At 65.1% G+C, this 23,024-nt stretch carries 22 protein-coding genes and 1 pseudogene; 11 read left to right on the forward strand and 12 right to left on the reverse strand.

Features of this window, described 5'->3' with window-relative positions:
* A partial coding sequence (locus tag V9L18_RS21360; protein ID WP_337349154.1) for a hypothetical protein occupies positions 1-253 on the forward strand: 253 nt, incomplete at its 5' end.
* A gap of 112 nt (positions 254-365) precedes the next feature.
* Here the strand turns inward: V9L18_RS21360 and eda are convergent.
* From eda to V9L18_RS21390, 6 genes are all read right to left on the reverse strand, one after another.
* Positions 366-995 carry a bifunctional 4-hydroxy-2-oxoglutarate aldolase/2-dehydro-3-deoxy-phosphogluconate aldolase gene (gene eda, locus V9L18_RS21365; protein ID WP_337349155.1) on the reverse strand — a complete coding sequence of 210 codons (630 nt, stop codon included), beginning with the start codon at positions 993-995 and terminating at the stop codon, positions 366-368.
* On the reverse strand, positions 988-2,457 hold the full coding sequence (locus V9L18_RS21370) for a mannitol dehydrogenase family protein (protein ID WP_337349172.1): 1,470 nt from the start codon (positions 2,455-2,457) through the stop codon (positions 988-990). The genes eda and V9L18_RS21370 overlap by 8 nt, the downstream gene beginning before the upstream one ends.
* Positions 2,445-3,383, reverse strand: a complete 939-nt coding sequence (locus tag V9L18_RS21375) for a PfkB family carbohydrate kinase (protein WP_337349173.1) — start codon at positions 3,381-3,383, stop codon at positions 2,445-2,447. The genes V9L18_RS21370 and V9L18_RS21375 overlap by 13 nt, the downstream gene beginning before the upstream one ends.
* A 44-nt stretch (positions 3,384-3,427) precedes the next feature.
* Positions 3,428-4,639: a D-mannonate dehydratase ManD gene (gene manD / locus V9L18_RS21380; protein ID WP_337349156.1), complete on the reverse strand. Its 1,212-nt coding sequence runs from the start codon at positions 4,637-4,639 to the stop codon at positions 3,428-3,430.
* Between the two features lie 79 nt (positions 4,640-4,718).
* Positions 4,719-5,753 carry an L-idonate 5-dehydrogenase gene (locus V9L18_RS21385; RefSeq protein ID WP_337349157.1) on the reverse strand — a complete coding sequence of 345 codons (1,035 nt, stop codon included), beginning with the start codon at positions 5,751-5,753 and terminating at the stop codon, positions 4,719-4,721.
* Complete coding sequence (locus V9L18_RS21390) at positions 5,750-7,132, reverse strand: MFS transporter (protein ID WP_337349158.1); 1,383 nt, start codon at positions 7,130-7,132, stop codon at positions 5,750-5,752. The genes V9L18_RS21385 and V9L18_RS21390 overlap by 4 nt, the downstream gene beginning before the upstream one ends.
* 148 nt (positions 7,133-7,280) lie before the next feature.
* Here V9L18_RS21390 and V9L18_RS21395 point away from each other — a divergent pair, with 148 nt between their 5' ends.
* The gene (locus V9L18_RS21395) at positions 7,281-8,012 is read left to right on the forward strand and encodes a GntR family transcriptional regulator (protein WP_337349159.1); all 732 of its coding nucleotides are present in this window, start codon (positions 7,281-7,283) and stop codon (positions 8,010-8,012) included.
* Positions 8,013-8,107: 95 nt separating this feature from the next.
* Here V9L18_RS21395 and V9L18_RS21400 read toward each other — a convergent pair whose 3' ends face one another.
* From V9L18_RS21400 to V9L18_RS21410, 3 genes are all read right to left on the reverse strand, one after another.
* Positions 8,108-8,692 (reverse strand): adenylate kinase, encoded by a 585-nt coding sequence (locus tag V9L18_RS21400; protein WP_337349174.1) that lies wholly within the window; start codon positions 8,690-8,692, stop codon positions 8,108-8,110.
* A 180-nt stretch (positions 8,693-8,872) separates the two neighbouring features.
* A complete protein-coding gene (locus V9L18_RS21405; protein ID WP_337349160.1) occupies positions 8,873-9,370 on the reverse strand; it encodes an SRPBCC family protein in 498 nt (165 codons plus the stop codon).
* 12 nt (positions 9,371-9,382) lie between these two features.
* Positions 9,383-9,715 carry an ArsR/SmtB family transcription factor gene (locus V9L18_RS21410; RefSeq protein WP_337349161.1) on the reverse strand — a complete coding sequence of 111 codons (333 nt, stop codon included), beginning with the start codon at positions 9,713-9,715 and terminating at the stop codon, positions 9,383-9,385.
* A 125-nt stretch (positions 9,716-9,840) separates the two neighbouring features.
* On the opposite strand from V9L18_RS21410, the gene V9L18_RS21415 reads away from it, so the two are divergent.
* From V9L18_RS21415 to V9L18_RS21440, 6 genes are all read left to right on the forward strand, one after another.
* Positions 9,841-10,839 (forward strand): LacI family DNA-binding transcriptional regulator, encoded by a 999-nt coding sequence (locus tag V9L18_RS21415; RefSeq protein WP_337349162.1) that lies wholly within the window; start codon positions 9,841-9,843, stop codon positions 10,837-10,839.
* 67 nt (positions 10,840-10,906) lie between these two features.
* Positions 10,907-11,635 (forward strand): FadR/GntR family transcriptional regulator, encoded by a 729-nt coding sequence (locus V9L18_RS21420; protein ID WP_337349163.1) that lies wholly within the window; start codon positions 10,907-10,909, stop codon positions 11,633-11,635.
* A gap of 120 nt (positions 11,636-11,755) precedes the next feature.
* On the forward strand, positions 11,756-13,201 hold the full coding sequence (locus tag V9L18_RS21425) for an aspartate ammonia-lyase (RefSeq protein ID WP_337349164.1): 1,446 nt from the start codon (positions 11,756-11,758) through the stop codon (positions 13,199-13,201).
* 191 nt (positions 13,202-13,392) lie between these two features.
* Positions 13,393-14,703, forward strand: coding sequence for a dicarboxylate/amino acid:cation symporter (locus V9L18_RS21430; protein ID WP_337349165.1), 1,311 nt, complete (start codon positions 13,393-13,395; stop codon positions 14,701-14,703).
* 13 nt (positions 14,704-14,716) lie between these two features.
* Complete coding sequence (locus V9L18_RS21435; RefSeq protein WP_337349166.1) at positions 14,717-15,013, forward strand: winged helix-turn-helix domain-containing protein; 297 nt, start codon at positions 14,717-14,719, stop codon at positions 15,011-15,013.
* A 227-nt stretch (positions 15,014-15,240) separates the two neighbouring features.
* On the forward strand, positions 15,241-17,730 hold the full coding sequence (locus tag V9L18_RS21440; RefSeq protein WP_337349167.1) for a glycoside hydrolase family 2 TIM barrel-domain containing protein: 2,490 nt from the start codon (positions 15,241-15,243) through the stop codon (positions 17,728-17,730).
* Between the two features lie 76 nt (positions 17,731-17,806).
* Here the strand turns inward: V9L18_RS21440 and V9L18_RS21445 are convergent, their stop codons facing one another.
* Positions 17,807-18,070: a hypothetical protein gene (locus tag V9L18_RS21445; RefSeq protein WP_337349168.1), complete on the reverse strand. Its 264-nt coding sequence runs from the start codon at positions 18,068-18,070 to the stop codon at positions 17,807-17,809.
* A 394-nt stretch (positions 18,071-18,464) separates the two neighbouring features.
* Here V9L18_RS21445 and V9L18_RS21450 point away from each other — a divergent pair, with 394 nt between their 5' ends.
* From V9L18_RS21450 to V9L18_RS21460, 3 genes are all read left to right on the forward strand, one after another.
* Positions 18,465-18,677 carry a hypothetical protein gene (locus V9L18_RS21450; protein ID WP_337349175.1) on the forward strand — a complete coding sequence of 71 codons (213 nt, stop codon included), beginning with the start codon at positions 18,465-18,467 and terminating at the stop codon, positions 18,675-18,677.
* 109 nt (positions 18,678-18,786) lie between these two features.
* Positions 18,787-20,037, forward strand: a complete 1,251-nt coding sequence (locus V9L18_RS21455) for an NYN domain-containing protein (RefSeq protein ID WP_337349169.1) — start codon at positions 18,787-18,789, stop codon at positions 20,035-20,037.
* Between the two features lie 81 nt (positions 20,038-20,118).
* Positions 20,119-20,943, forward strand: coding sequence for a PhzF family phenazine biosynthesis protein (locus V9L18_RS21460; protein WP_337349170.1), 825 nt, complete (start codon positions 20,119-20,121; stop codon positions 20,941-20,943).
* Here V9L18_RS21460 and V9L18_RS21465 read toward each other — a convergent pair.
* Positions 20,940-22,661, reverse strand: coding sequence for an alkaline phosphatase D family protein (locus V9L18_RS21465; protein ID WP_337349171.1), 1,722 nt, complete (start codon positions 22,659-22,661; stop codon positions 20,940-20,942). The two genes, V9L18_RS21460 and V9L18_RS21465, sit on opposite strands and share 4 nt — an antisense overlap.
* A gap of 132 nt (positions 22,662-22,793) precedes the next feature.
* Positions 22,794-23,024 (reverse strand): annotated as a pseudogene (locus tag V9L18_RS21470) (pyridoxal 5'-phosphate synthase lyase subunit PdxS); the annotation flags it as partial.

A 23,024-nucleotide genomic window follows, 5' to 3' on the forward strand; every position in this document is an offset into this window, starting at 1 on the left:
CCACCCGGACCGAACCGCCCAGCCCGTCCAAGCAAGCATCCGCCTGCCCCCGCAAAGGATCACCACCCCCGGAACCCGTCTGGAAACCCGTCTGGGAACCGCGGCCACCCAGCCCCCGGCGCATACAGGCAGCAAACTCCGCAGCAGCAGCCTCGAAAGCCTCAACCGCCTCGTCAACACCCGGGATCCCCATACCCCCATCATCCAGCGAGGCGCCAACAAGAACACCACAGCACATCGCCTATGTGGATAACCTCCCGGCCCCGCTACTCGAACCTCGGGACTGTTCCCGGCCGGGCCAGAGGGGCGGATCAGCCGAGGACCAGATGCCCCGCGCCCCTTCACAGGGCCAGAATTCCGGCTCCTCAGTGCTGGCGGAGCGAGGCTGTCCCCTGGGCCAGGCGCGTAATCCGCTGCCAGTCCTCGGCTTCAACTGCTGCGCGGGGAGTAAGCCAACTGCCACCCACGCAGGTGACATTCGCCAGCGACAGGTAGCCCGGCGCGGAGTCAAGGCTCACCCCGCCCGTCGGGCAAAACTGCACCTGCGGGATGGGCGCTCCGATGGCCGCGAGATAGTCTGGTCCGCCAGCCGGGCCGGCCGGGAAGAACTTCATGGCCGTCAGGCCCCGCTCCAGGACCGCCATCACTTCGCCGACGGTGGCCACCCCTGGAAGCACGGGGATGCCAAGTTGCAGCATGTGGTCTAGCAGGGACGGCGTCACTCCGGGGCTCACCAGGAACTGGGCACCTGCGGCCGCGGCGGCCTCGGCCTGGCCAGGCGTGAGGATGGTGCCGGCGCCCACAAGGATGTCCGGCACTTCGTTGGCAATGAGCTTCAGCGATTCGAGGGCGCTGTCCGTGCGCAGCGTCAGCTCGATAATCCGCACGCCGCCGTCGGCCAATGCCCTGGCCACTGGGACGGCATGCTGCGGGTCCCCGATGGTGACGACGGGGATGACCGGTGAAACGTGCAGCACGCTGGTTGCGTCAGCCATGGGTGATCTCTTTTCTCAGGCCGTCCAGCCCGTCGGTGTCGATGATGCGGTACCAGTGCACGAGCAGCCCCGCGAAGGTGGTGTTGGCCGCGAGTCCGGCGTCGAAAATGCTACGCACGCCGAGCATCGCCGGGACGACGGTGGCGGCAGTACGCTCCGCCGGAAGGGCGGACTGGAGTTCGGCGGCCAGGGGATCGTTCAGCCTGGCCGCAGGTGTGGTGGCCACGTGGTGCATCCAGGCGGCCACGGCGAGCGCGGCCCGCTTTGGTTCGCGTCCGGCGTCGAGGTTTGCGCGGATAGTGGTCAGCAGGCGCAGCCCGACCTTCTGCGATCCGTCGCTGCCCACTTTGGCCGTGGTGTGTCCCAGGGCGGGGTTGGCGAAACGCTCCATGATCTGGGCGCAGTACGATGCACCATCCAAGCCGCCGGGCAGGCTAATGGTGGGGAGGGCGTCGTGGGCAAGCATGAGGCTGCAAGCCGTGCGGAAGGCGTCCTCCCCCACGGCGTCGCTGATGGTCTCCTTGCCCGTGGCCAGGCCAAGGTAAGCGAGCATCGAATGGCTGGCGTTAAGCAGGCGGAGCTTGGCCGCCTCCCACGCGGCGACGTCGGTGCTGAACAGCGCGCCGGCTTCCTCCCAGGCTGGACGGTCCGCGGCAAAGTTGTCCTCGATGACCCACTGCATAAACGGTTCCGCCACCACGGCGGCATCATCGCGCAGTCCCAGTTCATGTTCGACGACGGCAAGGTCGCCGTCGGTAGTGGCTGGCACCATGCGGTCAACCATGGTGGACGGGAACGTCACGTTCGCATCCAGCCAGGCCAAGAGTGGCCTGGCCTCGGCGGAAGGGAGGGCGGTGGCGAACGCGCGGACCAGGGTTTCGGTCAGCTCCCCGTTGCCCGGAAGGTTGTCGCACGAAACGACGGTAAGCGGTCCAGCGCCAGTACGGGCACGTTGTTGGATTCCCCGGGTGATCTGTCCAATGGCGGTCTGCGGCGGGTGGCCGGCGAGGTCGGCCTGCACCTGCGGATCGCCGATGTTGAGGGATCCTGTGTGCGGATCAATCCGGTAGCCCTTCTCAGTGACCGTTAGCGTCACCACGTGGGTGGTGGCGGCGGCGATCCGGTTCACGACGGTTTCGGGGTGGTCCCTGCCGGAGATGGCCTCCACAACGCTGGAGACCACCCGAAGCGGCGCGGCTCCGCTGCCCCGTTCCGTTACGGTGAACAGTCCATCCTGCGGTGCCAGCTGGCGTGCGACCGTGTCCGAACGCTGGGTGACTCCCACAATGCCCCAGTCCTGGGAACCTGTGGCGAGCATGGCGTTTTCGGTGAACACCGCCGTGTGGGCGCGGGCGAAGGCGCCCAGGCCGAGGTGGACGATGCCGGGACGTAGCGTTCCGCGGGCCAGCAGGGGGCGGTGTTTGCCGTTCGCCGCCAGCGATGCTGCGCTTAGGCGTGCGATGGCTGCACTCCTTCGGGGGAAAGTCCGGAGGCACCCGCATGGGCGCGGGTCTGCTCCAGCGTGGGGATGAAGCCGGTGCCGCCCTTGCCGCCCACCACCAGCGACGCCGCCGCCGCACCATAGCGGGCAGCGACGGGGAGGGTGTCGCCCAGGACCATCCGGGCCGTCAGGGTGCCAACGAACGCGTCGCCTGCCCCGGTTTGGTCCACAACCGCGGGTGCCGGGATGGAGTTAATCCAAGTGCTGTCCTGGCCTTTGCCTTCCAGCTGGATCCCGTCAGCTCCGCACGTCACGGCAACGTTCACGGCGCCGAGGCTACGCAGCTTGGCCGCAGCCTCCGCCGCCGTGCCGCAGCCCAGGAGTGCGGAGGTTTCGCCGGGAAACGACGGGGTGGCCAGGAAGGTGCGCGGCGCGAGCTGCAGCAGTGCCGCCGTCGCGTCCTCCACGGACGTGAGCCGGGGGCGGAAGTTGGGATCGAACACAAAGCGTTTGGCCAGCGCGGCTGCCTTCATGACTGCGGCGCGGGACGACTCCGAGATGGCGCACGCGATGCCGCCGGCCACCACGGCACCGGCCGCCGAGAACACTGCCGGGTCGACGTCGTCGGGGCCAAGGCTGGATCCGACGCTGCCGCTGCGGGCGTAGGAGAACTCGCGCTGCCCGTCGGGGTCGCAGTGCACCAGGTAAACGCCCTGCTGTCCGGTCCGGAACGCCAACAGATCGGGGGAAACGCCGAGTTCAACGATCCTTGCGGCGATCGCCTTGCCGAGGTCGTCGTCGGTCAGCACGGACAGCAAGCCAACGCGGGCGCCGGCGGCAGCCGCGGCCGCCGCCACGTTGAGGGCGTCGCCGGAAATGCCGAGCTGGGCCGGCACGCCATGGGCGAAGGCCATGTCCGTGGCAACTTCAACGAGGATCTCGCCCATCACCACAACGTCGAACGGGGCGGAAGGTTTGTGGTCCGTGTTGCTCACCAGTCATGCACCGATCCGTCGAGCCGCCGGTTGATGGGCAGGTATTTCGGGTCGAACGGGAAGCGGGCGGCGGCTTCCTCGTTGAACTCTACCCCGATGCCGGGGGCGTCACCGGGGTGCATGTACCCGTCGTTAAAGCTGTAAGACGCGGTAAAAACCTCGTTCGCCGGCTCCCGGTGGCCCATATATTCCTGGATGCCGAAGTTGGGGATGCTCATGTCCACGTGCAGGGCTGCCGCGAACGAGGCCGGCGAGAGATCGCCCGCGCCGTGCGACCCGGAACGCACCCCGTACAGGTCCGCGAGGGAGAAGATCCGGCGCAGGTGCGTGATGCCGCCGGAATGCGAAACGGAAGTGCGGATGTAGTCGATGAGCCGCTCGGTGATCAGCTGCTGGCAGTCCCAAATGGAGTTGAACACCTCGCCTACGGCGATGGGTGTGGTGGTGTGCTGGCGGATCAGGCGGAACGCCGACTGATCCTCAGCCGGCGTCGGATCCTCGATCCAGAACGGCCGGTACTGCTCCAGCGAAGCGCCCAACCGGCCCGCCTCGATCGGCGAAAGGCGGTGGTGCACGTCGTGGAGGACGTGCACCCCATAGCCGAACTCTTCGCGGACGTGGGCCATCATCTTCGGCGCAAAGTCCAGGTACGCCGAAGTCTCCCAGGTGTCCTCCTGCGGGACGTTGCCGCTGGCGGGCTCGTACATCTTCCCGTCCACCGGTGCGATTCCGTAGGTCTTTTCCAGGCCCGGGACAGCCGCCTGGGCGCGAATGGCCTTGTAGCCAAGGTCCAGGTGGTGCTGGAAGTCGGCACTGAGGTCCTCCAGCGTGGACCCGCTTGCATGGCCGTAGACCATCACGCCCTCGCGGGCAGCCCCGCCGAGGAGTTCGTACACCGGCATGCCGGCGGCCTTGCCCTTGATGTCCCAAAGTGCGACGTCGATGGCCGCGATCGCTGTCATGGTCACCGGTCCGCGGCGCCAGTAGGCGCCCTTGTAGAAGTACTGCCAGGCATCCTCGATTCGGCGCGCGTCGCGACCGATCAGCAGCGGGCAGAGGTGCTCTGACAGGTATGACGCCACGGCCAGCTCGCGGCCGTTGAGGGTGGCGTCGCCGATGCCGGTGATGCCGTCCTCGGTTTCAATAACGAGCGTGACGTAATTCCGTCCGGGCGACGAAACCACTACCCGTGCGTCGGTGATCTTCACTGTGGTCCTTCGTAGGTAAGGGGATTTGCAAGTAGGTAGCAGCAGATGTCGTCATGAGGGCTCAAAACGACATCTACTGCTACTTAGTTGGGCTGAGGCGGAGCATTACTTTGCTGCTGCCGGCGGCGGGGTCGCCAAACACCCTCATGGCTTCGGCCGCCTGGTCGATTCCGAACGTGTGGGTGATGACCGGGGAAACATCCAGGCCTTCAGCCATGGCACGGAGGGCATCGGTCATCTCGTCCACGAATCGGTAGGAACCGATCCACGTGATTTCACGCGTGACCAGATCGCCCAAGGCCGCCGGGGCGGGAGCGCCAGGCAGGTTTCCGACCTGGATGAGGGTGCCGCCGCGGGCCGTGGCACGCAGGACGCCCCCCAGCACTGCCGGGATACCGGACGCCTCGAACACCAGCTCCATGTCCTCCGGAAGGCCTCCATCACGGGAGACGTTCCGGACCTCGTCAGCGCCCATCGCCTGAGCGATCTGAAGTGCGGCGTCGTTGATGTCTGCGGCAATGACGGTCCTGGCACCGGCGTACTTGGCCGCTGCCACGACCAGGGAGCCGATGGGTCCGGCGCCGTTGACCAGGACGTCCCGGCCGGTGAGGTCGCCGGCTCGGCTGACGGCGTGCATAGCGACGGCGAGTGGTTCGGCCAAGGCTCCATGCAGCGTGCTGACTCCGTCCGGCAGCGGCCGGACCTGTGAAGCCTTGGCGAGCTTGCGCTCACTAAAGCCACCATCGGTGTGGGGATCGAACGCCGCGGAGCCGAAGTAGCGGATCTTCGGGTAGAGATTGGTCCGGCCGGCAAGGCGCGCCGGCATGGATCCATCCCCCACCAGTTCTGCGGGGTGGACCGTGACAGGCTGGCCGACCTGCAGGTTTTCGACGCCGGCCCCAAGTTGGGCGATCCTGCCGGCCACCTCGTGCCCAAGGACCAGCGGCGACTTCAGTGCAGCGGTCCCCGAGACGCCGTGGCGCCAGTACGAAAGGTCAGATCCGCAGATGCCGCCCCATTCGACGTCGAGCACTACTTCCCCGGGGCCGGCGACCGGCTCCGGCCGTTCGTCAATGCGAAGATCGTTGGCGCCATGGACGACGACGGCTTTCATATTGCGTCTTCCAGGCGGACCATGTCGCGGCCGCGGACCTCGGGTCCCACGAATGCCGAGATCAGGGTGATCAGCGAGTAGGCAATGACCATGGCGGCCAGCGGCCACCAGTGTCCGGTGATTGCCGTGAGGGTGGCTGCCAGCAGCGGTCCGATGGCAGTGGCCAGGATGCCACCGATTTCCTTGGCCAGCGCCAGCTGGGTGAAGCGGGTCCGGGCGCCGAAGAACTCGGCCATGGTGACACTCTCCATGGCGAACAGGCTCAGCACGCCCAGGTTGAGGCCGATCACCATGGCAACGGTAATGAGGGCAGGGTTTCCGCTGGTGACCATCAGCATCATGGGGACGGCGAACAGTGCCGTGAGCGAGCTCAGCGCCAGGTAAAGCGGCCGGCGGCCGAAGCGGTCACCCAGGAGGCCCATGACGGGGATGGTCACAAAACCGAGCAGCGAGCCGTACATAATGGCGGTGGTGCCGACGCTCTTGTCGACCAGGAGAACAGTGGCGAGGTAGCCGACGAGGAAGGTCTGGACCAGGCCGGAGTTGCCTGCCTGGCCAAAGCGGAGGCCGAGGGCGATCAGGAAGGCCTTGCCCTTGCGCTGGTGCAGGGCGGCTTCGATGGTGCTTGTCTTGGCGAGTTCTTCAGCCGCAGCAATTTCACGCTTGGACAGTGCCACCCCGTCCACAACGTCTGCGCGATCTTCGAAAACGGGGCTTTCCTTGAGGGACCGCCGGACCCAAACAGCGAAGATCATCAGCACGAAGCTGAACAGGAACGGAATACGCCAGCCCCAGCTGAGGAGGTCTTCTTCAGACAGCGTGGAGACGAGGATGGCCCAAATGGCGGAGGCGGCGAGGGTGCCGGAGTTCGTACCCAAGCACACGAGGGAAGAGATGAGGCCGCGTCGGCGGACTGGAGCGAACTCCGCCAGCATGACAGTGGCGCCGGCAATTTCGGCACCGGCGCCGAATCCCTGCGCCAGGCGCAGTGCTACCAGCATGATGGGGGCCCAGATGCCGATCATGGCGTACGTGGGCAGGACACCGATAAGCGTGGTGGAGGCACCCATGAGGGCGATGGTGATAAACAGGACCTTCTTGCGGCCGATCCTGTCACCCATGCGGCCGAAGTAGACGGCACCCGCGAGGCGGGCCACGTAGCCTACGCCGTACGTTGCCATGGCTGCGACCAGGCCGATGATCGGGCTGACATCGGGAAAGAAGAGCTTATTGAAAACGATGGCTGCAGCCAGGGAGTACAGCTGGAAGTCCATGAATTCCATGGCCGTTCCCAACCAGCCGGAAACGGCGACCTTGGCCAGTTCACGGGTGGGCTTTGTTTCCGGCTTGGTGGTGGGCGGCGCGATGCTCTCAGTCATCTGATGCTCCTTTGCAGGCGATGAAAAACGAAGGGGAGAGGGGGAAGAAGTTGGGCAGAAGGTGCGCTGTTTTTGACCGTAGGCACCTCGTTGTTACTACCATACAAGCACTACCATTCTAGTGTGTCAAGAGTAATAGACTGAAGCCATGGCAACCGAGAAACGCGGCAAGGAACAGCAACCGCGACTGTCCGTCAGGGATCAGACCCTGGAAACACTTCGGCGTCGCATCATTTCCCTGCAACTCCCTCCGGGTGAGCCGCTCTCAGAGAATGAACTGGCGCAGGAACTGGGCGTGAGCCGGACTCCCGTGCGGGAAAGCCTCATACTCCTTCGGGAGGAAGGGCTGGTTCAGGTCTTCCCCCAAATCGGCTCATTCGTCTCGCTGGTGGATCTTGGACGGGTCTCGGAGGCCCAGTTCGTCCGGGAGGCCATCGAATGCGCGTCCCTCAAGGACGTTGCCGTGGATGCGGCCGGCCTCGCGGGCCTCCGCGAAATACTGCGGAGCCAGTCAGATGCAGAAGCCAGCGGAGATGTCGAGGAATTCTTCCGCCTGGACGAGGACTTCCACCGCGAACTCCTGCGACTGGCGGGTCATGAGTCCGCCTGGGCAGCCGTCAACTCAGCCAAGGCCCACCTGGACCGCGCGCGGCGCTTGAGCCTACTGGATACCAGGCCTGTGGCCACGTTGATTGAGCAGCACACGGCCGTGGTGGACGCACTGGAAGCCAACAACCTGACGGATGCGGACAGCTCATTGCGCCTCCACCTGCGGGGCGTCTTCGAGGACGTTCAGCGCATCCAGGAGAAAACTCCGGAGCTCTTTTCCGACGGCGCAGTACGTCGGCCCACACGGCGGAGCGTCGCCCGCCTGACGTAGGGCCAACCTGACGTAAGGCCCGCCTCACGTAAGAGGACGACGGCGGGAAGTCCCGCCGTCGTCCTTCAGCCGTGTGTTCTTGCAGTTGCCGTTGCTTACTGTCCGTTGACGGGCACGCCAAGCATTTTCGCCAAGGCGCCAAGGATCCTGTCCGTAACCTCGTCGATTCCGCCAATTCCGTCCACCTGGGCCAGGATCCCGCGCCCGGCATACCTGGCCACCACAGCTTCGGTCTGCTGGTGATACAGGTCCAGCCGGTGCCGGATGACGGTTTCGTTGTCGTCGCTCCGGCCAGCTTCCTTGGCCCGGAAGAGGAGTCGGCGGACAAGCTCCTCGTCGTCGGCCGTCAGCTGGAGCACTACGCCCAGTTCCTGATCGCGGGCGGCAAGGAGCCCGTCGAGGTAGTCCACCTGCGCGGATGTGCGCGGGTAGCCGTCCAGTAGGAAGCCGCTCCCGACGTCGTCCTGGCAAAGGCGGTTTCGGACCATTTCGTTGGTGACGGTGTCCGGTACGAAATCGCCATTGTCCATGTACTTCATAGCCTCGACCCCGAGCGGGGTCCCGCCCTTGACGTGGGCGCGGAAGATATCTCCGGTGGAGATCGCGGCAACACCGAGGCGCTCGGAGATCCTTTCGGCCTGCGTTCCCTTGCCCGAACCGGGCGGCCCGATAATCAGCATTCTCGTCATTCAGTACCCCTCACTGGGTTATGGGACGTCGTCGTCCTGGCCCGATGCTACGGATCCAAAGGTTGCGAACGGGCTGCATCGGCACCTGAGAGCAGAGTACGACGGCGGGACGCACCGCCGTCGTACTCTTTCCTTTTGTGCTGTTACCGGTAGTCCTGGCGCAGTGGGCGGTCAGGTCCGGGCGTGCTCGGCGAGCACGGCATCGATCTGGCCGGCTGCCTCCTTCATGCCTTCCTCCATGCCCATCTTGATCATTTCTTCCATCTGCTCTTCGGATTCGAAGGTGGACATGATGGTCATCCGCGTGCGGCCGCCGATGTCTTCGAGGTCCACGCTGGCATGGGCGCTTCCCAAGGCATCCACCGGAGCGCCGGAGTCGTCGGCAAAACCGTCATCGAACTCGAGCTTCCGGGGCGCGTCGATGGCGGTGAATTTCCACCATCCTCTGGGCTTCTCCCCTTCAGGAGTGGTCATGTAATAGCTGGCCTTCCCGCCGGGCTGGAAATCAAAGCCCTCGAACGTAGCGGGGTAGCCAGGAGGCCCCCACCAGCGCTCGAGCTGCCGGGGGTCTTCCCAGATCTGCCAGACGCGCTTGACGGCGGCATCGAACTCGGCAACGAGGGTGAGGCTGAGTGCCTCGAGATTGGTGGTGGAACTGATAACAGGCATGGCCGTACCTTCCTATCCTTCAGCCAGGATGTCCGCGATCCGTTCGGCACGCTGCCGCCAGATCGTCTCGTACTCGTCCAGCAGCCGGCGGGCCTTCGCCAAACCTTCGTGATTGCCCCGCACGATCTGCTCCCTTCCGCGCTTCTCCTTGGTGACCAGGGAAGCGCGCTCCAACACCGCCACATGCTTTTGGACGGCGGCGAAACTCATGGCGTAGAGGGCCGCGAGGCCGGACACCGAATACTCCGCCACCGTGACCCTGCGGACAATGTCCCGGCGGGTGGCGTCCGCGAACGCCTGGAAGAGCCGGTCAACGTCGGCATCACTCATCTGATCTACAACCATTTGGTTGTACGATACGCCGGCCACTGAGGGGTGTCAACGGATATTTTGTTCCGTGGCGGAACCTGGCTCCGGCAGCTGCATGCAGGGGTATCACGTGTCAATGGGATCTATGCGATGATCGGACTGTGACCGCGCAGACGAAACCCAACAAGCGACCCACCAGCTTTGATGTCGCCAAGAGGGCCGGGGTTTCCCGCGCCACGGTCAGCCACGTGCTGAACGGCCAGGGTTCCCGCTTCCCGGAGCAGACCCAGCAAAAGGTGCTCAAGGCCGCAGCTGAGCTTCAGTACAAACCGTCGCCCGCCGGACGAGCCCTGGTGACCGGACGCAGCGACATCCTTGTGGTACTCATACCAAACGCGACTTTCGGCACGAACTTGCAGGATCTCGTTGACAGCGTCAGCGCCCAGGCGGCCCGCCACGGCCTGAGCGCGGTGGTGCACTTCGCCGGGCGCGATGCGGCGGAAACCCTTGCCGCCATCCTGTACTTCCGGCCGGTGGCCGTGGTGGACATTGGAGTCTTGTCCCCCGAAGACCGCGAAACGCTGGAGGCGACCGGAGCGGTGGCCATTCCGCGGTACAGGCATTCACGGGAACCTGAAGGGGACCTCAACTTCCTCGTGGGCAGGGCCATGGCAGAGGAACTGCTTCGCGACGGACCCCGCCGACTGGCCTTCGCCGCCTTGGTTGACGAACGGCAGGACCCCTTCGGGCCGCCACGTTATGCGGGGATGAAAGCTGCGGTGCGCGCCCGGGGACTGCCAACGCCGGAACGGCTGGACATTCCACTCAAGCTGGCAGGGGCAAAGGCGGCCCTCGAAGCCTTCGCAGCGCAGGGCACGCCGATGGGGGTTGGCTGCTACAACGACGACGTTGCCATCGCCGTTCTGGCCGCCGGCCGGGCTCTCGGGCTCAAGACCCCGGGCGATCTCTCGGTGGTTGGCGTGGATGCGACGGAGGTGGGACAGCTCGTCTCCCCCCGACTGACAACTGTGCTCATGCAGGACGACGCACTCATGGAGCAGATCGCGGCAGACCTGGCTGAGCTGCACCGGAAAGAGGCAACGCAGCAGGTGCATGACCCGCGGCCGATGGTCAGAATCATCCAGGGCGAGACCACCTGAGGCCTCATTTTCGGCAACACTCCGGCGGTGCGTTGACACGCGGTGTTACTAGTGACATGCTCGTTACATGGACCTGTTGGACAGCTGGACAGCTAGACAAGACCGGGTGGTACGCGTCGGTGCGGCCGAAGCGGTTTTTGCTTCGCTCCGCGGTGCCATCGAAGCCGGCAAAATCCCTGTCGGTACGCGATTGGATTCAGAGGCATCCCTGGCCAAGCAGTACGGAGTCAGCCGGACCATGGTCCGCGAGGCCCTGCGTTCCTGCACGGCCCTCGGACTGACCGCCACCCACACCGGCAAGGGCACCTTTGTCATCGCCGACAAAGTGGCCCAGGACCTCAAGCTCGGCAAGTACTCCGCCAGCGCCCTCGTTGAGGCCCGCCCCCATGTAGAGGTTCCGGCCGCAGGCCTGGCCGCCCAACGCCGCACCAACGAGGACCTGGAAGCCCTCCGGGAAATTCTCCGCGAAATGTCGGAAGCTGAGAACCTGCAACAGTGGGTGCAGCTTAACACCGAGTTCCATGTCACCATCGCCCGGTCCAGCGGCAACGGCGTCTTCGAATCATTCCTCTCGGACATCTGTGAGGCGATGGCGAACCAGTCCAACACCCTCAACCTCGTTGCCGACCGGCGCAAGGAATCAGGCGATGAACACGCCCGAATCTTCGAGGCCATTGAGCGCGGCTCCGCCGAGGATGCGTCCCAGGCCATGACCATGCACCTGCACGGGGTGGAGTGTGCCCTCGGCACCATCGTCCCGGGCGGTGGTCCCACCGGGGCAGGCCGTACCGGCTAAATACGCCCGCTATTCCGCAGTCCACCCATGTCTCCGCCATCCCGCGGTGCCATCAACTACGCCCCAAAACGGCTCCCACCATGCCGTCCACGCCCGTCAACGAAGCCCTGTGAGGACCCCATGACCACCGACCTGCCCACCCTTGATGCCGTTCCGGAGACCCGCTCCGAGCACGATCTCCTCGGTGACCGCGATGTCCCCGCCACCGCCTACTGGGGCGTCCACACCCTGCGCGCCGTCGAAAACTTCCCCATCACCGGCCAGCCGCTGTCCTCCAACATGCACCTGGTCCGCGGCCTTGCCGCCGTCAAACTTGCAGCCGCCCGCACCAACCACGAACTTGGCCTCCTCGACACCGAACGGGCCACAGCCATCGAAGCCGCCTGCACGGACGTGATGAACGGGCACCTGGCCGACCAATTCGTCGTCGACGTCATCCAAGGCGGCGCCGGCACCTCCTCGAACATGAACGCCAACGAGGTCATCGCCAACCGCGCCCTGGAGATCCTTGGCCACCCCAAAGGCGACTACACACGCCTTCACCCCAACGACCACGTGAACCTCTCCCAGTCCACCAACGACGTCTACCCCACCGCGGTGAAACTGGGCACTATTTTCGCCGCCCGGGAACTGCTCGACGCCCTCGCCGAACTCGAGGAAGCTTGCGCCTCAAAGGCCCTGGAATTCCGCACTGTCGTCAAGATGGGCCGCACCCAGCTCCAGGACGCCGTCCCGATGACCCTGGGCCAGGAATTCGGTACGTACGCCGTCACTATCGGCGAAGACCGCCTGCGCCTCGCCGAAGCCGAGCTCCTTATCCATGAGATCAACCTTGGCGCCACCGCCATCGGCACCGGCCTGAACGCCCCCGCCGGCTACGCCGAAACCGCCTGCCGGCACCTGGCCCACATCACCGGCCTGCCACTGCTCACCGCCCCGGACCTGATCGAAGCCACCCAGGACGTCGGCGCCTTCGTCCACCTCTCCGGAGTCCTCAAACGCGTCGCCGTGAAGCTCTCCAAAATCTGCAACGACCTGCGCCTGCTCTCCTCCGGCCCCCGCGCCGGTTTCGGCGAAATCAACCTCCCGGCCGTGCAGTCCGGCTCCTCGATCATGCCCGGCAAGATCAACCCGGTCATCCCGGAAGTGGTCTCCCAGGTGGCCTACGAGGTCATCGGCAACGACGTCACCATCACGATGGCCGCCGAAGCCGGGCAGCTCCAGCTCAATGCCTTCGAACCCATCATCGTCCACAGCCTCCACAAGAGCATCTCGCACCTGGAAGCAGCCAGCCGCACCCTCACCGCACGCTGCATCCGCGGCATCACCGCCAACACCGATCACCTCCGCCGCACGGTCGAACAATCCATCGGCCTGGTCACCGCCCTGAACCCCCACCTCGGCTACGCCACCGCCACAGCGATCGCCCAGGAAGCCCTTGCCACCGGCAAAGGCGTCGCCGAACTCGTCCTCGAACACGGCCTCCTCACCCACACCCAACTCCTGGAACTCCTCAGCCCCGAACGCCTCGCCAACCTGAGCAAAGAGTCCCCAACCGCCCCCTAACCTCGCAAGCTCGGCCAGGGAACCCAGCGGGCCCGCTTTGGAACAAACACCCATCACAACCCCGCCCATCCAGGGAGCAGGGGCACACCGACGTGCCCAGATTCCCGGACCGGCCAGAGAGAAAGCGGCACTCAATGATGAAGGCCGTTCCGCTACCGGGCCACCAGCCCGGCCTCACCCAAGGAGTGATCATGAAAAACAAATCAACCATGTGGATCCTGGCAGCACTCGTTATCGGAATCATCACCGGGCTGGTGTTCCACTGGCTATTGCCGGACGCCACCCGCGAATCGGTGGTATCTGTCCTGGACACCGTGACCCACATGTTCCTGAACCTGATCAAGATGATCATCGCCCCGCTGATCTTCGCCACCCTGGTCTCCGGCATCGCAGGCGCTGCCAAGTCCGCCGGTGTGGGGAAGCTCTTCGGCCGATCGATGATCTGGTTCCTCTCCGCCTCCGTCCTGGTGGGCGCCTTCGGTTTCATCACCGCGCACGTGCTCAATGTGGGCCACGGCCTCAACCTCGTGGCGGGCGGCGATGCTGGGATGGAAACGAAGACCCTCGATTACGCGGAGTTCGTCACCAACATCATCCCCACGAGCGTCTTCGCGGCCCTGACGGCCAACAACCCCCTGCAGATCCTGGTGTTCGGCGCGCTCTTTGGCATCGCCCTGCTGAACCTCCGGAAGAAGGGCCGCTCCTCGATCGCGGATGCCATCGATGAACTGATGGGCGTCATGCTCAAGGTCACCGGCTACGTGATGAAGGCGGCCCCGGTGGGTGTCTTCGCCGGTATCGCAGCGGCCTTCACCGCCGAGGGCCTGGACGCTTTCGCCACGTACGCGTCGTTCATCGGCGGCTTCTACGTGTCGCTCTCCGCCCTCTGGGTGGTCATGATCGCCGTAGCAGTCGCCTTCCTGGGTAAGGCCGCCTTCAGGCTGGTCCGCATTGTTCGCGAACCGATGGTCATCGCGTTCGCCACCTCCAGCAGCGAGGCCGCCCTGCCTAAGCTCATCGAGGGCCTCACCAGGTTTGGCATCGAGAAGCGCACTACCGGCTTTGTGCTGCCCCTGGGCTACTCCTTCAACGTGGACGGTTCCATGATGTACATGACGTTCGCGTCGGTCTTCCTGATCAACGCCTACGGCATCGACATGGACCTGGGCCAGCAGATCGCGATGACCGCCATGCTGCTGCTCAGCAGCAAGGGGATGGCCGGTGTGCCACGCGGCTCACTCGTGGTGGTTGCCGCCGTCGTGCCTGCCTTTGGCATTCCCGCAGCAGGCATCGGCGTCCTGCTGGTGATCGACCAGCTCCTGGACATGGGCCGAACGGCCACCAACATCCTGGGCAACGCGATCGCCACCGCGGTGATCGGCCGGAACCATGACCGGGAATCCGCACTCGTGGTAAGAACGACGGCGGCAACCGCCGACGGCGCCCCTCCCACCGATACAGCGGAAGAGCACCAGGTACGCGAGCACGCGACAGTGCGCTGAAAGGCTGCGGCACATGTCCCTCGAAGTTCAGACCCGAACACTGGTACGCCCCGCCGACCGCAGCAACGATGGGCGGCGCACCACGGTCAGATCCCTCATCATCGACTACCTTGCAAGCAACGGGGCCAGCAAGGTGGCCGATATCAGCGCCGCAGTCACGGCTTCGCGGAACTGCGTCAGGTACCACCTGGCTGCGCTGGAACGCGCAGCAATCGTCCGTTCCAACATCTCCCCCGGGACCCGGGAGGGCTGCACGCCCTTCTACGCCCTGGTCCCGGGAAACCGGGTTGCGGACAAGACGTCCACCTAGACCCCAGATGAGCTGCCAGCGGTTGCTGGCAGCTCATCTGCATTTGGGGACCGCCGGAGGTATGTCCCGAAACGCCAGACTCTCTTTCCGGATGGTTGACACGTGATACCAATCAATGATCTCCTTCATTGACACGTGATACTAAATCCAGGAATCACCGAAACAGACTTTGGACCGCCACCTGCTTCCCGCGGGCTGGACCCACATCGCTTACAAGGGAGAAACCGATGACCCGCGCTTCCTTCAATGCAGGATGGGCCGTACGGCCGAAGGTCAGCCTCTTCGCTGAGTTTTCGGGCCCCCTCGCCCCGCCGCAGCCCGTCACGCTGCCGCATGATGCGCTGATCGGGCTGCCGCGTTCGGCCGATTCCGCCCAGGGCTCGCACACCGGCTACTTCCCTGATGGCACCTTCGAGTACTCCAAGACTTTCGACGTGCCCGAGGACTACCGGGGAAAGCGCATCGCCCTCGAGTTTCAGGGCGTTTACCGGGATGCGATGGTCTTCGTCAACGGGGACTTCGCCGGCCAGCGCCCCTTCGGCTACTCCACGTTCAACATCCGGCTGGACCCATTCCTGAAGTACGGCCAGCCCAACACCATCCGCGTTGATGCGCGCGTCCACCAGGACTCACGCTGGTACTCCGGCGCCGGCATCTACCGGGACACTTTCCTGTCAGTGACCGAACTGGTGCACCTGGCCCCTAACGGGGTCCGGATCGCGACGCCGGACATCACGGCCGGGCGTGCCGTCGTCGACGTCGCCACCACCGTGGAGAACGAGGGACTGTCTACCGCCACCGTGACGGTGGGAACGGAACTGCACGACGGCGATGGCAAGGTGGTCGCCGTCGGCTCCGCCCCCGTGACGCTGAAGGCCGGCAGCACCGCCGTCGTCCGCCAACGCCTCTACGTCACCGAACCAAAACTGTGGGGCGTCGACAGCCCGCATCTTTATTCGGCGCGGACCAAACTGCGCGACGTCCTGGAGGTGCTGCACGAAGACACCACCATCTTCGGCATCCGGTCCCTCCAGCTTGACCCGTTCAACGGCCTCCAAATCAACGGCGAGACCGTCAAACTGCGCGGCGCCTGCATCCACCACGACAACGGCGTCCTCGGCGCGGCCACCATCGCCCGCGCGGAGGAGCGCCGGATCCAGCTGCTCAAGGAGGCCGGCTTCAACTCCATCCGGAGCGCCCACAACCCGGTCAGCCAGGCGATGCTGGACGCCTGCGACAAACACGGCATGCTGGTCATGGACGAAACCTTCGACGTGTGGACTGAAGGAAAGTCCTCCTTCGACTACTCGCTATCCTTCCCCGAATGGTGGGAACGCGACGTCGAGGCCATGGTGGCCAAAGACTTCAACCACCCGTCCGTGGTGCTCTACTCCATCGGCAACGAGATCCCGGAAACCGGCAGCGGACTGGGCTCCGGCTGGGGACGCCGGATCGCCGAGAAGATCAGGTCCCTTGATTCCACCCGGTACACCACCAACGGCATCAACGGTTTCGTATCGGTCATCGCGGATGCTGCGGAGATGATGAAGCAGGCTGGAGCAGGAGACGACAGCCAGGGCGTTAACGCCATGATGATCGAGGCCGGCGAAGCGATGGGCCGCATCAGCGCCTCTGCCCTCGTCTCGGAACGGACCGCGGAATCGCATGCGGCGGTGGATGTTGCCGGCATTAACTACGGCGACGGGCGCTATGTCCAGGACAAGGAACTCTTCCCCAACAGGATCATCGTTGGAACCGAAACGTTCCCGGATCGCATCGATGTCCTCTGGAAGCTTGTGGAGGAAAACCCGCACGTGATCGGCGACTTCACCTGGACCGGCTGGGACTACCTCGGCGAAGCAGGCATCGGCCGGGTGCAGTACACCGATGAGAGCGAGGGGGCACCCGCATTGGGAGCGCCGTATCCGTGGCTGCTGGCCTGGTGCGGTGACATCGACATCACCGGCTACCGCCGGCCCGCCTCCTACTACCGCCAGACGGTCTTTGGGTTGCGCCACGAGCCCTACATTGCCGTCCAGCGCCCCGGGAACTACGCCCGCGAACACGGCATGGGCCCCTGGACGTGGACGGACAGCATCTCCAGCTGGAGCTGGGATGTCCCGGCGGGCTCACCCGTCAAGGTGGAGGTCTACAGCGATGCCGACGAGGTGGAGCTGCTCCTGAACGGAAGCCCCGTGGGCCGCGTCCCGGCCGGACCGGACCACCGGTTCCGGGCGCACTTCGAGCTCACATATGAGCCCGGCGAACTGATGGCGGTCGGCTACGTCGGCGGTGCCGAGCAGGGCCGCACTACGCTTTGCACGGCCACCGCGGATGTCTGCCTGACCGCCAATGCCGACCGCACCGAGCTGCACGCCGATCACTCGGACCTCAGCTATGTGGCCATCGAGTTCCGTGATGCCAACGGCACGCTGGCCACGAACGTTGAACGTCGAGTCGCTGTGACGGTGGAGGGCGCCGGCGTGCTGCAGGGGCTGGGCAGCGCCCGGCCCGACACTACCGAAACCTACACCGGGACGAGCCACACGTCATTCGACGGCCGGCTGCTCGCCGTCGTCCGGCCCACGATGGCGGGCGCGATTACCGTGCACGTCAGCGCAGATGGGTTTGAGCCCGTCACCGTCAGCCTGCTTGCCTCCGCAGCTGACGCCGGCGAAGCCGCCGTCCTCGGCAACGAGGTGGGCGCCCTCGCCTGAGAAACCGGGCCACGAGGCAAACAGGAACGGGACGACGGCGGGATATTCCCGCCGTCGTCAATCTCCATGGGAGGGCCTACTGCGGGAAGCAGGCCTCCGCGGAGCCGAGATGGATTTGCGCTCCGCCTTTGACGAACTCCCCGAATGTAGCGAACCCGCCAGCTTCGGCGATGGCCTTGTAGGTGTTGACGTCGAGCACACCGGCGGTTGCCTCCGCGGAGACGATGAGCCCTACACAACTAGCGTGGTGGTTGGCTGCCTGTGCTGCCGGCAGCCCCATCGTGAGGGCGACAAGCGTCGCTGCGGACAGCATGGCGAATCGACGGACGTAAGTGTTCATTGTTTGCCCCTGGAAAGATCGGTTTCCATCAAAGGATGTGTGGCAGTTTGTGCGGCCGGGCCGCGGCTTCGCCGGCTCGGCGCAGGATGGCCTGACCGTTGCCCCCAGGGCGTGGGCCGAAACGCGGCGCCCGCCCCTACGGCGGCGCCTTTGCAGACAGGGCACTGGTTCGGCGTGCCCTTGGGAAAGATTACCGCCGTTGAATTTTTGCGTCCATGGCGGGCGTGTAATCGGTCACACTTTGGGCATTTCGGTTGTCAACCCCTCTTGCAACCGTGAACCATGAATGAGGGAATTCGTTTCCCGCCTACCTGAACCAGCAATCCTCACCGACGAGGATGCGGCTCCAAACAACGACGTGGGGCCGTCGACTGCATGAGTGAAAGTACTGACAATGATGTTTGAAACCACTGATTCCGTAACGCTGAAAATCTGGGACCGCTCGGCCATCGATCACACCATCGACGCCGCCGTCCAGGACCTAACTCCCCGCGCCAAGGCCGCCAAATGCGGAATCGCCGTCACCCGCAGCGGACCCAACACCTTCACGGTTGGCCTGAGCCGCAACGTTCCGCAGGGAGCCACGTTCGAGGAAGTCACTCGCTAGGAACCAATACAGGGGTCGACGGCGGGACCACCCGCCGTCGACCTCTTGCGTTAAGCCTGATGTCCCCCAAAAACGCCACAGTGCCGCAAATTGCTGGCACACTAAGCCAATGGATGAGGCACGCACCACCACCCGCCGGCCAGGGCTCCGGGCAGCCATGTTTGTCGATTTCGACAACGTCTACCTGGGCTTGCAGGCATTGGATCCGCAGGCGGCGAGGAGGTTTGCCGAAGACCCCAAGCACTGGGCTGATGCGCTGTCCGCCGGCGGACCCGGAGAGGATTCGCGCCGCTTCCTCATCCGCAACTGCTACCTGAACCCAGTGGCGTTCTCGAAGTACCGCACCTATTGGACCCGGGCGGGCTTTCGGGTCATCGACTGCCCGTCGCTGACGCAGCGGGGCAAGAGCAGCACGGATATCAACCTAGTACTGGACGCGATGGACACACTGACGGGTGTCAGCGAAATCGATGAGTTCTTCATCGCTTCGGCCGACGCCGATTTCACGTCCCTGATCCAGCGTTTCCGGGCCGCGGACAAGCTGACCACAGTCATTGCCGCCGGCGCCGTGGCCTTCGCGTACCGCGAGATGGCGGACAGCGTGGTGGAGTCCCACGACTTTGTGGCGATCCTCAACGGCACCACCGCGGAGCCCATCCACGCCGTGGCCTCCGTCCAGCCCCAGCGTGAGGCGCAAGGAGCGGCGAAGACAAAGCCGAAAACAAAATCCAAGCCCGTTTCCGCCGCGATTCGGGAAGTCTGCGACCTCGTCCGCACCGCACCCGGCCCGGTTGTGGGGGCCATGGTCGCCCATAGGGCTCTGACGGTGGATCCTTCACTGAAGACTGACTGGGGTGGCTTTGGGAAATTCGGGACGTGGGTGGCGCAGATCGGCCAGGGCGTTGAATACTCGCCTTCACGCGGCGGCTGGGTGTGGGACGGGCAACGGTTCTCCAGTGACGACCTGCCTGTCGAAGCCGAGGCCGAGCCCGGCATCGAGGAGCGGGTGACGAGGGTGACCGACGTGCCCGCGCTCTCGGAAGCCCAGTTCCGGCAGTTGTTCCAGGCCATGGCGGCAAGGCTTCAGGAGCAGCCCGTCAACCGCAGCGACCTTTCCCGGCTGGTCAGGGATGACTGCGTCACGGCAGGCCAGCCGGTATCGCGGGGTGCGGTGAACTTCGTGATCCAGGGCCTGGGCTATGTCAATTTCCAGTTGGATGAGACCGCCACGGCGGAAGCGCTGGCAGCGGCCTGGACCGACGACGTCGAAGAGCTGTGCCGGGTGGCACTGATGGAGTTCGACGACGGCGAGCGGCAGGCGCTGCGGCGCTGGGCAAGCGGCGGCTTCCTGAGCGTTTGAGGGTTTGAGCCGCCGCCCAGCAGGCCACTTTCTCAAACTGGCTCTGTTTTTCCAGTCCAGTTTGCCACTACGGTGAGAGGCATGCACATACCACTGATCCACATCGATGCCTTCGCCACACAGCTGTTCGAAGGGAATCCGGCAGCCGTGATGCCTCTGCAGGCCTGGCTGGAAGACGACGTCCTTCAGCAGCTCGCCGAGGAGAACAACCTTTCCGAGACAGCCTTCGTTGTTGCCGAGATCCCGGCTGAGGCCCCACCCTTCGACTCCTCGCAACCCGCGTACCACCTCCGCTGGTTCACGCCGGCCATTGAGGTTGACCTCTGCGGGCACGCGACCTTGGCCACAGCGTCGTACCTCTTCACCGATGTCCACCCGGACGCCAAGCGGCTGCAGTTCTGGAGCCGCAGCGGCTGGCTTTTTGTAGAGCGCGACGGCGACGGCTTCATCCTGGACTTCCCTTCCGAAATGCCCCAACCGGTGGCCGTGGACCCCTCGGTCGCCCAAGCCCTCGGCGTTCGGGCACTCGAGGCCTTCCTGGCAACGGACCTCATCCATATCGTGAAGGATGCCGAGACGGTGCGCACCCTGACCCCCGACTTTGGGGCCATTGCAAAGCTGCCGGTTCGCGGCGTCGTCGTCACCGCTGCGGGTGACGGAACCGGCCACGACTTCGTCTCACGGTTCTTTGGTGCCCGGGCGGGCATCGACGAGGACCCGGTAACCGGCTCGGCACACTCCCAACTGGCACCTCTCTGGGCCGGCAGGTTGGGCACTAGCGTCCTTTCTGCCCGCCAGCTCTCGGCCCGCGGCGGAACTGTGCTCTGCCGTGTGGAAGGGGAGCGCACCCTGCTCTCCGGCACGTGCGTGCGGTACCTCGAGGGCACTGTCTGGCTCGCGGCCTAGCCACGCTCCGGCGGCACGCGGCTTTTAGGCAATGTTCGTCCGCCTTCCGCCGCGCGATCCCGGGAGCTCCGGGGAGCCACGGTGAGGGCTGCCACCGTCTCGAGCCGTGGGTGCAGTTCGTCGCCTTCTTCCACGACCCCCGTTTGCCACCACAGTTTCAGGCCGTCAGGCGCGACCTCCAGGCTGGCAAGGTTGTTGTCGAACCAGGGCCCCTTGACGCGTTTCCAGCGGAAAGGCGGCTCCGGCACGCGCGCTGATCGCGCTACCAGTGCCCCTACCGGGGCGGCGAGTCCGTACGCCATGATGGCCCCGAAGTATCTCATCAGGCGGGGAAGGGGATTGCGGATCGGGGAACAGACCGCCTGCATGATCCGGCTGCCCGAGGAACGTTCAACCTCCGCGACGTAGGAGAAGTGCACGTCCCCGGACAGGAACGTGACGGTGTCCGGGGACGCACCGCGCTCGCCATCGGCAACCTCGGCCGCCATGGCAGCCACCTCCCGGAAGCTTTTTTGGAACGCGGCCCAGTGTTCGAGATCCACCGCTTGGCGCAGCTTCTCACCCGCCCGGGCAGGGCGCTTTCCCCACGCGCCCTCGGAAACAGCTTCATTCCACGACTCGACGTGGTGCAGGCCCATCGGCAGCAGGAAAGGCAGTGACGTAGCCACCAGCAAATGACGGAATCCGCCGCGCATCTGGCCGTCAAGCCAGGCCATTTCCGCACCATCGAGCAGGGCGCGGTCCTCCGGTGCCAGGTTCCGGGCCGCACGGGAGTCAACCACGATCAGCCTGGTGTCTCCGAAGTCCCGGCAGAAACTCCACCGGTAGGATTCCGGCTCCTGATCGGCACGGTCCGCGAAACTGTCCAGGTCGGCGCTGAGGTCGAGTTCGGCTTCATCCCGGTGCCGGATGATCCGCTGCCAGATGGCATCGCCCAGCCGCTCCTGGGGCGAGAGGTTGCCCAGGTGCTGGTAGACCCAGTAGGAGGCCAGTCCGGCGACAATCCGCTGATGCCACCATGAGGTGGCTTCCATTTCCTTCTTCCAGCTCAGTGAGGCGTTCCAGTCGTCGCGGATGTCGTGGTCATCGAAGATCATGGCACTGGGCAGGGTGGACAGCAGCCACCTGTTCGCCGGGTCGGACCAGGCGAGGTTGTAGAGGTGGGCATACTCCTCATAGTCCTTCAGCTCCTCCCCCGGCGGTTCCTCCATGTCTCGGCGACTCCGGATGAAGTCCTGCATCTGCTCGCTCGTCAGGTCGGCGTACACCTGGTCGCCCAGGAAAACCACCAGGTCCGGCCATGCCACGCCTCCACGGGAGGCCATCGCCAGTGAGTAGGCGCGGAGCGAGTCGACGCCATGCGTCCGGTTGCCGGTCGCATCGTGCGGGACGCTGGTGCGGCAGGAGCCGTAGGCCATGCGCAGTGGCTTACCGGGTTTCAAGGTGGCGATCACCGGGGGCGGAAACCCGGATGCTGGCTCGGGCCATACTTGGACGCCGTCGATTTCAGCAGTGTAGGGAAGCACGGACCCTGGCTCAATCCCATCGGCCTCCACCAGGGCGTAGTGGTGGCCGTGAACGGCGAAGGTGCGGGCCTCCCAGCTGCGCTGGCCGGCCCGGACGGTGACGCGGGAATCGTTCCGGGTCTCCAACCAGATGCTGGCGGAGGTCTCATCCACGTACCGCATCATGGGACCAAGCACCAGGGAAGTCGTCATGCCTTAGTTGTACCCGTTCCGGACCGCGCCAACCATACGGGCCGCCAGGAGCCGAGGATAAAACTCAAGTTAAAGCACGACGCCGGTCCCCCACCCAAGAGAGGTGAGGACCGGCGTCGCGTGAACGGAGCGTTACCAGCCGCGCTCTGCGAGGCGGTGCGGTTGCGGGATGTCGTCCACGTTGATGCCCACCATGGCTTCGCCGAGCCCGCGGGAGACCTTGGCGATGACGTCCGGGTCGTCATAGTAGGCAGTAGCCCTGACGACGGCGGCGGCGCGCTGGGCAGGGTTGCCGGACTTGAAGATGCCGGAACCGACGAACACGCCGTCGGCGCCGAGCTGCATCATCATCGCCGCGTCCGC

The organism is Pseudarthrobacter sp. CCNWLW217 (assembly GCF_037203985.1).
Taxonomy (GTDB): Bacteria; Actinomycetota; Actinomycetes; order Actinomycetales; family Micrococcaceae; genus Arthrobacter.